The sequence below is a fragment of the Candidatus Magnetobacterium casense genome (assembly GCF_019173545.1).
Classification (GTDB): domain Bacteria; phylum Nitrospirota; class Thermodesulfovibrionia; order Thermodesulfovibrionales; family Magnetobacteriaceae; genus Magnetobacterium; species Magnetobacterium cryptolimnobacter.
In genome coordinates this window covers 1-9,824 of sequence record NZ_JABXWD010000111.1, presented here as the reverse complement: position 1 = coordinate 9,824, position 9,824 = coordinate 1, and the positions used below count along the sequence as shown (strand labels likewise).

Genomic DNA, 9,824 nt, shown 5'->3' with positions numbered 1-9,824 from the left:
TTGATTGCTATAGGGTTATCCTTGACTGCCTTATTCTTCCTCTCGTCATATCTACGGCTCACACCCTTTGATAGGTGATATATCTTAGCGGCTTGGCTGCCTGCGTACATGAGGCGAAATTCTTCCCCATAGATTTCCCCTGTGGAAATATGCTTGCGTAAGAATCCCATCTGGCAGACGATTTCTTTAGCAGCACGTTCAATCCCACATAAAGCACGATAATCAGCCAGCGTTAGCCCGCTTTTGTGCATTTTCAGGGCTTTCATTTACTCCCCCTTGATTGCTATAGGGTTATCCTCGGTTGCGGTTGATTTCCACCTAAGCAGGCGATATACTTTTACGCAACCTTTAGCTAGGGTGGTGAATATATGTCCACCCAGTTGAAATAAGGATGGTGACGTAATCATGAAGAAGAAGAATATAAATCGCATAGGTCTTGATGAAGATGAAATGTGGGGAATCGTTATGCCGATGGTTGACCCAGAAATGCAACTATTATCAACTGATGCAGCACAGGCAATCTTTAGAAAAGTTATAGAGGCAATATACGTGAACAATGAACAAATTGCTAAAGATTTAGCCAAAGCTGGTATATTCATTCCTGATTGATAACTCCTAATTCTGTTAGTTGCTCTAGCACCTTTTGATTATTTGCCAATATCACCTTTACCACTTTTTTCAAAATACGGGTTTCCGCTTTCCATAGGGCAATATCAATCATTCTTGCTATTTCTTCCTTGGTCAATTCTGATTTAAGACCATCACCACCATTGTTAAGGGAGGGCATATTATTTGCCTCCCTTCCAGTCCCCCCGGCTCAGTCGGCACGATGAAAAATCGTACCAACTGCAACCGAGGAGAACCGGGTGAAGCACTATCTGGACATCCGAAAACCCTAATATCCTCATAATGCCCCCTAATACCCGAAATCCACTTGTTGCTGTATCTTCAACGCCTCTTCAGCCGTGAGAGTTTTAAGATACCTCAACGTCATTTGCGCCGTGGAATGCCGCGCCTGCTCCTGAACTGCTTTGGGGTTGCCAGTAACGCGCAACCGTTCTATTAAGCCGCTATGCCTCAGAACATGGACCGCGCCAACGTGGGGCGGCTTTTCTACCCCAGCAGCCTTCATCGCAGCGTCTATCAGTTGAAACGCCCTAGACCTCTTTATGGGGAAAAACAGTTCGTGGGGTTGTATCTTGGCTCGATAGGCGTATGCCTGGAGTTGGGCGGCCAGTGACGCGCTTATGGCAGCCACACCGGGCTTCCTGCCCTTGCCAAACACCTGGACATACCAACCCTCGCCTGACTGTTTCAGATCGCCAACCTTTAGCGCCAGCGCCTCACTCACGCGCAAACAGCCGTCAAAAATGGTCAACACCAGCAGTCGGTTCCTTTCGCCGTTTTCCCGCACCGCGCCGGCGACCTGGGCTATAGCCAGGACTTCCTCGAGCCGCAGGTGGGGAACATAGGAGCCGGCGGCGGCTCTTGCCTTGATAACGGCTGGACTCTTTGTAGTTTTGTTTAATCTAAACATTTTTATGTTAACTGGTACTAAGTCTGTCCCTGGATTGTCTGCCATAACCTACCCCCTGTGACTAACCAAAATCACTGCATTTGGTTACTGGGAACTCCTGACGCCTAACCGGCCATTTCAAATTATCTTTAAGAAACACTGGGATACCCGCTTCGTCTGCGGCTGCGATGATTTCCTTTGCCCACTTGTGGACTTCGGTTAAAGGCGGCTTTCCTTTGCGGTTGCCTGTTTCGGCGCCGATTATTGCCCACTGTATATCTGCAAAGTCGGGGCTTAAATCTCGTTTGTCCAAGCGAGTGTTTGCAAGTAGTGGCTCAAAAGATACGAACTTCACTTTTGCTTGTATTCTATCGAATGCCGTATAGAGCATACGGCCAAGCGGAGCGTTATCTGTACCATCTACGCTCACTCCTACCCAACAATTCTCAAGGAACGGACTCCACTTCTGGAGATTCTGAGGCTGCTTGGTTAGGAAGATAAAGGCCTGGTCGCTATGCAATTCTACTTCATAAAAGATAGCATCGAGCCATTCTGGCTTTACCCAATCCCCGAATAATTCAAAGGTACTGCCGACAAATATCCTTTTGCCTGCTTCCAGTTGGTCTATATGGGCTGGCTTATACCAAGCATCTTGCTCGTACCTAATCGTCTTATCCCACCCGAACCTGTCATACATTCGGCGAGCATAGCAGTACGGACAGGCCATTGGGCAATAGCCCTTTACCGGATTCACTGTGTAGTCGCACCACTCAATTTTCGATTTTTGCATCATTCCCCTTGCTATCAGTTCCCCCATGTGGTGGCTCCTCCCTGTATTGAAGCCAATCGTAGACTTCGCCATATCCTGTGCCTAAACACTTCTCTACGAACTCCTGCTTTGTGGGCAGCTTCAGGCACTCGCATTGGGGATGCCAGCCTAACCTATAAATCAAGTTAGTTATGTCCCAAGAGAGTTGCTCGCCAACCTCAGAGTCTTTATCTAAGTCAGTTGTGTTGTTGATAATATCAAGTATCTTGTCTTGTAGTTTATCTCTTAGATATTCATCCATTATTTGCCCTCCTTGAGCCACTTGTGAACTTTGGAAGCCAACATTATGCTTTTGTCTTCATCATCTAGCCATTTGTTAATTTCAGTAAATAATCTGTCCTCGCTTGGCAGCTTCACCATGCGCTGTAGGTCGAACTGGCGTTGGGCTTTGCTCCCTTTCTCCCACTCCCAAGCCATATCACTACCACATTCGGGGCAAACCCTACCAGCGCGATAAGGGCACGGTGCAAGCTCGCCCTCCGTAGGTTGTGAGGGCTGGAACAGGGCGAGAATCTGCTCTGATGTATCGGTCAAAGGATAATGCCCATCTCCTTCATTCCACACATCTTGCAGATAGCTTCTTATGGTATCTAGCGCCTTCTGCTTCTCAATCATTGCCTCTCCTTTCACGCGTAATATGGTTAAGTTCTCTTTTGGTGGATAGCCCTGTTCATTTCTCACCAGTTTATCTCCATTTTTCGTCTTATATTGTAACCATCAAGCCAAGTCTCATTACCGACATCTATAGTCCCATTCCCATAATAAAGATAGAACGTGGTATTCCCAATTATTGGATAGGGAACCCAAAGCACCGAACTGTTACCTTCATAGCAATAAACCTTCCGCCAATTTATTCCATCGTATGTTCCATAGGTACAGTTGCCTCCTTCAATAATTACAGGGAACGGGTCTAATACAGGCTGGGCAGTTGGCGATTGAGGCCAAACCAAAACAACGAGCAAGGCAAGCAACATAACAAAGAATAACATTATAAGCTTACGACTAATTAACGGCTCATACTTTTGCTCTGGCGGTTCATCGGCATAGTATTCAAACTCGTTGTCGCTACCGTATATTTTGCTCATTCTTTTCTCCTATCCACCAAAACAGAACTTAACCCGTAATATCTAAACGCCTTTACCCTGGTTGCCCTTTGCGCGATTGGCTCCGGGTGGAACAATGACTGTGCGCTTTTCCGCTGCGCCTCCCAACTCAACTCCGTCTGGTTAGGGTGCATCTGTGCCTTGCCGCACTTCTGGCAGACTCCCCGGCTTGTCGGACCTCGCGCCTCTTCTATAATCCAGTAGTGAGCGCAGCCCTTTCCGTTGTCTGTCATTGTCAACCTCCTTCTGGCAGACTTCACACCGGCTATTAAGGTGCCAGGTGGTACGCCGGCATCGTCTACAGTAGAGTTGTTTGAGAATGTTCATATATTGGCTACCAGCCCCTCTCTTCTTTTGGCGGAATCCCACCGTTACGCCGGAAGTCCGTGCACTTAGTACATGCCGCGCAGTACAAGGGCTCGCCGCGCTTCATCCGGTTTAGCGGTATGCCATAGTCCTGGCACGCGCCCAGCTTGTGTTCCCTTGCACAGATAATCCGGTTAAGTTCTGTTTTGGTTGGTGGCTCATTTCTGCCTTTCTTTCACTTCATCCCAAGCCCCTTTGAACATAACAAGAAGCCAAGTGGCATCGGCTATCCCTGTTATCACCCACTTCCCCTCTGTTATTTCAGGGTATCTAGCCGCAACGAATGGTGTTAGACAGGTTATGACCGCACAAACTCCAGCCAACATCCCCTGTTCAAACCTACTGAGTGCAAAGAACCTCCAGATTTTCCTGACCATCTCGTCCTCCTTATCTCCTCACCTACCAAATCAGAACTTAACCGATAATCCTATCGCCAGATACTTTTGCCTCGTGGCATTGATAGAGTGAGCGATGCCTGTTCATAAAACCTCCTATCGTATGGCCGCACCTAAAACAACTCCAACTCCGTTAAACCCCCGCACTCCGGGCAGCGATAAACCTTTTTATTTTTGCGCCATAATTTAACAACGGCTTTCAGTAAGACTCTTACCCCACAATGCAAACACTTCATTTTCACAGCAACACCCCCTATGCGTATTTGCTTATCCGGTAGCAGTTTACGGTCCGGGCTATAACCTTATCGGCAAACTGCGCTTTTATAACTTTCGTGGCCTGAATCATTGGCTCCGCAAAGCCAGCCAGTTTTTCCGGTGGCTCATAACCGCATTGCAGACAGGTAATGCCAAATCTGTCTTTTATCAAACTACCCCCGCACCGTTGACATTTATTCATATCTGCGCACCCCTATACATTTGTCCACAGCTAACCCTTGACAGGGCTGGACACTTCGGGCTTTTTTAATAGGTGACCGTATCGTTTATAATACTCTTCCGGATCGCTTTGCTTCGCCCTCTCAGCCTTTTTCCTTTCCCGCCAATCCCCTTTCCTCTCGCGCTCTCCAAACCCCTTATCAGATAAAGAATCAGATAAAGAATCAGTACAGACTAGATCAGAGGGGCAACTTCCTCCAACATTACTCAATATTGAACAATATTGATTTAATATTGAATCACAGTGGTTATATCTATGAGGGAATACCGATAACCATTTGGCTCGAATTTCGCTATTGTTTTTCAGGATATAAATCGCTTGCGCGGCATGAAAAGTCTGAGGTTTGGGAGTATTAAGTCCCACATCTCCGGGAAGGTTATCGAGTTTTTTCTGGTTGCACCCCTGGCAGGCGCATACCAAGTTTTGATAGTTGTCTTTGCCGCCCCTAGATACAGGAATTATATGGTCAACCTCTAATTCACTATTCGACTCTATAGCGCTACCGCAGTATTGGCAGATGAACAAGTCTCGGATTCCTACACACTCACGCCTAGTTAGTGATTGAGATACGGTTGCCCCTTGGAGTAGTTCAGAGTTATATTCCTGAAATGCGTCTTTTATTTCCTCTGGCACGTTAAGGCCGAGCACATTTTTAACTGCAGCTTTGAGGAAATAAGGTGACTTGGTTTGGCGGCGCAGGAAATTTCGTACCCAAAGGATATTGTGCTCGGGGAACCACTGTATTTTAACTTCTAATTCCTTGAATAACGAGGGGAGTGATGCGCGTGGTATACCAGTCTCGATTGCTATTCTTCCTAGTCCTATCTTATAAAGCCCAGCCTGGTTACAATGCGAATTTGTCCAGCTATAGATGTAAAGCAGCTTTGCGGCTATAGACAACTCTTCCGTGAATGGTCTATCCCAAAACTCAGTATCAAAAGAACGCTCTGTCATAACTTCCCCCTCTGCGTTAAATAGGACTGTATTAACTCATTCCCCCAGCTCAGTGGTATGGCAATCTCTATTCTCTGGTACTCACTGGCATTCCTCTTTTCAACCCTTACTGGCTTGCCCAGCACCACGATCTGCAGTTGCTCGCCAAACTTGTAAGAGCCGGTCATTTGCTCTATCGATAGCACTCCCTTAATCACCACCTTTGACTTATCATCCAGGCACACAGTAGCCTCTATCGGGCATGGTATCTTGGCGCCCTTGTAGGTAACTCCGTTGTGCCTGTTATTGAATGATTCGACTTTCATTTTCTATCTTTTTGAGTTGGCGATGTGGGCATTCCTTTTCACCACAAGAAGCCCCAGGTCTAAAACAAACAGGTAGCCACCGGGGGGATTTGTAAGCAATACGTGGTAGGCGCCGAACCATCGGAAAGGTTGGCAACATACCATCTGCTAAGTAGGTTAATAGGCTTGCCGGATGTTTGTGAATATCGCCATCTTTAATTAAACTCAGAATACTATCCGCGAGAATGCTAGACATGTTAGCCCAAAGAATTATGTTGTACTGGTTGTTCAAGATGGATTCTTCCCCCTTGGCCTGTTCGCCATAGCGGTTTATAATCTCCGCAAATGATACGTAGTCTCTGTGTTTGATAAACCAAACTATATCCTCTTTCATTTGCTCAGTAGTTAATATTGGTATATCTTGCGAGTAATCATCCACGTGCTTTGTGGCGTTGACCATTCTTCCCCCCTTTCGCCCCGCCGCCGGTTAGCCAGCATCCCGGCGGCTCATATTCGCTGCCCCTGAATCTATTCGGTTAGCCAAAACGATATACTCTCTGCGTTTTGGATTGCCCCGGCGCACTCACGCTTTAGCTGGCATCGGCTTAGTTGCCAGGGCTCGCAGAATCACAACAGCGTTCTTGGTTTGTTTGGCGCGGGATTGTAACGCTGCGCCGGTGGTGCCTCTGTAGCTGGCACCTTCGCTTCCTCAGTCGGCACTTCCTTCGCCGTACTGTCAATCACGTTGCAAGCCTCTACGTGCTGTCCGTTGGCAAAGCGCTCATCGACAACCTCAACGTCCGGCATTTCACCGGGGAAGAGCCTGTCCAGCGCATTGCGTTCAGCGCGGATAAAAGCCATATTCTCCGGCGTGTTGCCCTTTTCCGTGCCATGGGGGTTATCAGTGCGCGGCCAGAAGCCATAGCCGGGCGCCTGGTTGCCCTGCAGATCGCCCACTTTGCAGATAGCCCATATCCGCCCATGGTCCACCTTACCGAAGATAGCCTGTTGTTCCTCTTCGGTCATAACGCGCGGTCCGTCAACGTAGGTGTAGGGACGGCGCCGGCTGGCAAGTAACCGCGTAGCCTTAATGCCGATAACGGTTGCCCATGATATGCCGTCTGTCTGCTTATTCTTGAAGGGAATCAGGAATACATGCTTCATAAGGGGATTCAGTCCGTAGGACTTGCATAGCAGCGCAGCTCGCACTACTTCCTCATGCGGCGCTTTCGGCCAACACAGTGATAGAATGTGACTGGCTTCCTTTTCTGTGAGACTGGTGTTGCCTTGATACCTTTGTAGTTTCGTGTCTGTTACCATGTGATACGCCTCCTGTTTTTGAATTAGATAAGTTTGGATTTCCTCTTCTGTGGCTCCGGCGGCTATTAGCTTCTCCATGCCCTCGTCAAGCCGCACATATCCCTTGTGGCTTCTGTCTTTGGCACATACTAGGATTGTCCTGTGAAATATAGGGCTCCATGGTGTTGTCAATCCGCTATGGCACTCAGCGCAGACGTAGTTTTGCGCTATCCATTGGATATCTAAATGCTTGCAAGTAGTCATATTTACGCGCACCACGTATGTATTTTTTCCGCGTCAATGAATCCACCCACGCCGGAGCCGGCCACAATGCGGGTATAGCATTCGGTGCCTTTGAGGATAGGCTTGCGGCATATCTGGCAAGAGTGCTCTTTTCTTGCCTTGTGCCTCGATAGGATAAACCCGGATGATTGCCTTATTACTAATTCCACTCTTACACCGCCTTCAATAAAATTCCAATCAACCAATAGAAGATAAACGCCGAAAGCGCTATGGAGAACAACCCGCCGATGGCGTACTCTATAACCACTGGAATCACCCCCTTTCAGCAATCACAACGGTTTGATTTCTATATATTTCGCATCACCCGAAGGGGTTGCTTCTATGGGTATGCGCTTGACTGTTTCGTGCCATTTATTAAGGCTTATCTCGATATTACCCTCTTGGGTATCGCGTATAGTCCATGAAGTATTATTTGAACCTTCAATCGTTATTGAGTTGCTATCTTTGAATTTAATGTTTATCATCCCAACTCCAATCAAGAAGGCTCGATGTTTTTATTCCCTCTCCTTGCCCACAGAAAAGCCAACAGGCATAAAACCGCGATAATGCCGGAGCCTACGGCGTGGACATACCAGACGCTGTTCATAGCCTCGCCCCCAATGGCTTAATCTCTGTCATGCAGCCGCTTTCCACCAGGCATATCACTCGCTGCCCCATGTTGTCGTAGAGCCACTGTATATCTACATTGAGTCCGGTGTCACCCAGCCCCTCGTATGTATAGCTCTTAATCAAGCCGGTGGGGAGCTGCACCTTAATTTGATTCTCGTCAATGGCTACGAGCCTGCCTGATACAATGTCTTTAACCTGTACCATCTAACCTACCCCCTTATTACTTTGACGTTTGCCTTTTCATACCAAGTCTCGGTATATATTGGCTTATTCCTCAGCAAGCCAGAATGACCATAATCTTGCCGATAGCCAGTAGGTTCGGCATCGCGAATCTTAATTAGCGATTCCGTTTCATCTGTTACATAACCCTCGTAAGTTCCCTCTTTCCCCGTACTGAACTGATAGACGATTTTCCTTCGGCGAAAACTGGGCTGGACACAAAAGCTAAGACCAACTATGCCAGCAGTTACGAATATTCCCACAAAAAGCCCAATAATTGAATACCAAAAACAACCAGACATGCCTTACCCCCTTCCTCTCGCCTTGAATAATTCTTTGCAGGTATCACACTGGTAGCCCGCTGGTATCTCTCTGCCACAACTGATACAGGTTAGCTCGTGCCCTGTGTCTGCTTCCGGCGACTGATGGTTGTTGCGCTTCGGCACGACAACACGCTCAGTCTGGTTAAACTTCTTGGGATGCTTAATCTGGAGTGTCATCGCCGCCTTGCTCGCCTTGTGTTAATTTCTTAAAGCCTTTATCAACCATCCGGTCATAAAGTGTTTTATTCTCTTCGACCATGAGATAAGGTAAAAGTAATTGGTCTATCGTAACTTGTTCTGTTTCGAGGTATGCCATTTGCACAGCAACCCAATCTTTCAGGAGCCGCCATGCAACTTTTACAGCCTGTTCATAGTTGCAATACGAGCGTGGTACTTTTTGCCTTTGCATAACAGCCAGAACGCGTTTGGGGTCTATGGGTAACCGGAAGGGTAGATTGCCATGGGGAGTATCAATTTTAAAAGAAAGCGCTGAAGGTTCTCCATTGCCGTATTCTATGAGTATTGCAGATGCGCCATGACGAGATAGATTAGATTGAATCTCGGCAACTGTTTTAGAGGCTGCAATGCTGGTTGAGTAGTTTAAGATTGGCATTTAGCCCCCTCCATTATTCCTACTGCGAGACCTCTTATTCGCCTTATCCCTTGCCAGCTGGTCCTTCTCCAGGGTTTCCATCCACGTAGGCCGTCCTCCGAGTTTGCCGATATCTGAGAAGTGAGATAAGCCATAGCGCTGCAGGGTGGCTTGTCCGCCTCTGGCTCCGGCTATGACGTGAAGTGCTGACACTTAACCCCTCTATCTTGTTACTGAGGTAACGCACTAAAGGCAAAAAAAGAGAGCGTGCCTAGTTACTGCTCTCTCCATTTTTACGCCTCAAATACTCCAAGATATCTTGTTTAAGCTCCGGGAATGCAATCAGAACGCCGCCCAAGGTATTCTCTCCCAGCTTCCGCCTGCCCTTCTTTGCAGCTCGCCACATAACCGAACTTACATTTATCAGCTTGGCGAATTGATTGTCTGTTAGACGCTTATCTGACTGGAGGTTCTTCAGCTTCTCAACGAGTGTACTCATTATCTCTCTTTGTAGGATATTTCCTATTCCTATGGGA

20 protein-coding genes and 1 pseudogene are annotated in these 9,824 nt (G+C 47.5%); 1 reads left to right on the top strand and 20 read right to left on the bottom strand.

Going from position 1 to position 9,824, the window contains the following annotated elements; translation table 11 throughout:
- Nucleotides 1-266 (bottom strand): hypothetical protein (locus tag HWQ67_RS07775; RefSeq protein ID WP_218252118.1); only part of this gene is annotated, 266 nt, incomplete at its 3' end.
- Between the two features lie 139 nt (nucleotides 267-405).
- Here HWQ67_RS07775 and HWQ67_RS07770 point away from each other — a divergent pair.
- Entirely contained in the window at nucleotides 406-609 is a 204-nt protein-coding gene (locus HWQ67_RS07770; protein WP_218252117.1) for a hypothetical protein, read from the top strand.
- On the opposite strand, the gene HWQ67_RS07765 is transcribed toward HWQ67_RS07770, so the two are convergent.
- From HWQ67_RS07765 to HWQ67_RS07675, 19 genes and pseudogenes are all read right to left on the bottom strand, one after another.
- Nucleotides 596-787 (bottom strand): hypothetical protein, encoded by a 192-nt coding sequence (locus HWQ67_RS07765; RefSeq protein ID WP_218252116.1) that lies wholly within the window; start codon nucleotides 785-787, stop codon nucleotides 596-598. The genes HWQ67_RS07770 and HWQ67_RS07765 overlap by 14 nt on opposite strands.
- 129 nt (nucleotides 788-916) lie before the next feature.
- Entirely contained in the window at nucleotides 917-1,582 is a 666-nt protein-coding gene (locus HWQ67_RS07760; RefSeq protein WP_218252115.1) for a tyrosine-type recombinase/integrase, read from the bottom strand.
- A 16-nt stretch (nucleotides 1,583-1,598) separates the two neighbouring features.
- Nucleotides 1,599-2,333, bottom strand: coding sequence for a DUF5131 family protein (locus HWQ67_RS07755; protein WP_218252114.1), 735 nt, complete (start codon nucleotides 2,331-2,333; stop codon nucleotides 1,599-1,601).
- Nucleotides 2,287-2,586 (bottom strand): hypothetical protein, encoded by a 300-nt coding sequence (locus HWQ67_RS07750; protein ID WP_218252113.1) that lies wholly within the window; start codon nucleotides 2,584-2,586, stop codon nucleotides 2,287-2,289. Before HWQ67_RS07750 ends, HWQ67_RS07755 begins: the two co-directional genes overlap by 47 nt.
- Nucleotides 2,586-3,026, bottom strand: a complete 441-nt coding sequence (locus HWQ67_RS07745; RefSeq protein ID WP_218252112.1) for a hypothetical protein — start codon at nucleotides 3,024-3,026, stop codon at nucleotides 2,586-2,588. The genes HWQ67_RS07750 and HWQ67_RS07745 overlap by 1 nt, the downstream gene beginning before the upstream one ends.
- Complete coding sequence (locus HWQ67_RS07740) at nucleotides 3,023-3,430, bottom strand: hypothetical protein (RefSeq protein WP_218252111.1); 408 nt, start codon at nucleotides 3,428-3,430, stop codon at nucleotides 3,023-3,025. Before HWQ67_RS07740 ends, HWQ67_RS07745 begins: the two co-directional genes overlap by 4 nt.
- Entirely contained in the window at nucleotides 3,427-3,681 is a 255-nt protein-coding gene (locus HWQ67_RS07735; protein ID WP_218252110.1) for a hypothetical protein, read from the bottom strand. The genes HWQ67_RS07740 and HWQ67_RS07735 overlap by 4 nt, the downstream gene beginning before the upstream one ends.
- 291 nt (nucleotides 3,682-3,972) lie before the next feature.
- Nucleotides 3,973-4,191: a hypothetical protein gene (locus tag HWQ67_RS07730; RefSeq protein ID WP_218252109.1), complete on the bottom strand. Its 219-nt coding sequence runs from the start codon at nucleotides 4,189-4,191 to the stop codon at nucleotides 3,973-3,975.
- Nucleotides 4,192-4,462: 271 nt separating this feature from the next.
- Entirely contained in the window at nucleotides 4,463-4,636 is a 174-nt protein-coding gene (locus HWQ67_RS07725; protein WP_218252108.1) for a hypothetical protein, read from the bottom strand.
- 60 nt (nucleotides 4,637-4,696) lie between these two features.
- A complete protein-coding gene (locus HWQ67_RS07720) occupies nucleotides 4,697-5,659 on the bottom strand; it encodes an HNH endonuclease (RefSeq protein WP_218252107.1) in 963 nt (320 codons plus the stop codon).
- Complete coding sequence (locus HWQ67_RS07715) at nucleotides 5,656-5,964, bottom strand: hypothetical protein (RefSeq protein ID WP_218252106.1); 309 nt, start codon at nucleotides 5,962-5,964, stop codon at nucleotides 5,656-5,658. The genes HWQ67_RS07720 and HWQ67_RS07715 overlap by 4 nt, the downstream gene beginning before the upstream one ends.
- A complete protein-coding gene (locus HWQ67_RS07710) occupies nucleotides 5,942-6,403 on the bottom strand; it encodes a hypothetical protein (RefSeq protein WP_218252105.1) in 462 nt (153 codons plus the stop codon). Before HWQ67_RS07710 ends, HWQ67_RS07715 begins: the two co-directional genes overlap by 23 nt.
- Before the next feature lie 167 nt (nucleotides 6,404-6,570).
- A complete protein-coding gene (locus HWQ67_RS07705; protein WP_218252104.1) occupies nucleotides 6,571-7,506 on the bottom strand; it encodes a recombinase RecT in 936 nt (311 codons plus the stop codon).
- A 2-nt stretch (nucleotides 7,507-7,508) separates the two neighbouring features.
- Entirely contained in the window at nucleotides 7,509-7,694 is a 186-nt protein-coding gene (locus tag HWQ67_RS07700; RefSeq protein ID WP_218252103.1) for a hypothetical protein, read from the bottom strand.
- Between the two features lie 433 nt (nucleotides 7,695-8,127).
- Nucleotides 8,128-8,358 (bottom strand): hypothetical protein, encoded by a 231-nt coding sequence (locus tag HWQ67_RS07695; protein WP_218252102.1) that lies wholly within the window; start codon nucleotides 8,356-8,358, stop codon nucleotides 8,128-8,130.
- Between the two features lie 320 nt (nucleotides 8,359-8,678).
- Nucleotides 8,679-8,873 carry a hypothetical protein gene (locus HWQ67_RS07690; RefSeq protein WP_218252101.1) on the bottom strand — a complete coding sequence of 65 codons (195 nt, stop codon included), beginning with the start codon at nucleotides 8,871-8,873 and terminating at the stop codon, nucleotides 8,679-8,681.
- Nucleotides 8,857-9,309, bottom strand: a complete 453-nt coding sequence (locus HWQ67_RS07685) for a hypothetical protein (protein WP_218252100.1) — start codon at nucleotides 9,307-9,309, stop codon at nucleotides 8,857-8,859. Before HWQ67_RS07685 ends, HWQ67_RS07690 begins: the two co-directional genes overlap by 17 nt.
- The gene (locus tag HWQ67_RS07680) at nucleotides 9,310-9,501 is read right to left on the bottom strand and encodes a hypothetical protein (RefSeq protein ID WP_218252099.1); all 192 of its coding nucleotides are present in this window, start codon (nucleotides 9,499-9,501) and stop codon (nucleotides 9,310-9,312) included. It abuts the gene before it with no gap.
- A 58-nt stretch (nucleotides 9,502-9,559) separates the two neighbouring features.
- Nucleotides 9,560-9,824 (bottom strand): annotated as a pseudogene (locus tag HWQ67_RS07675) (hypothetical protein); the annotation flags it as partial.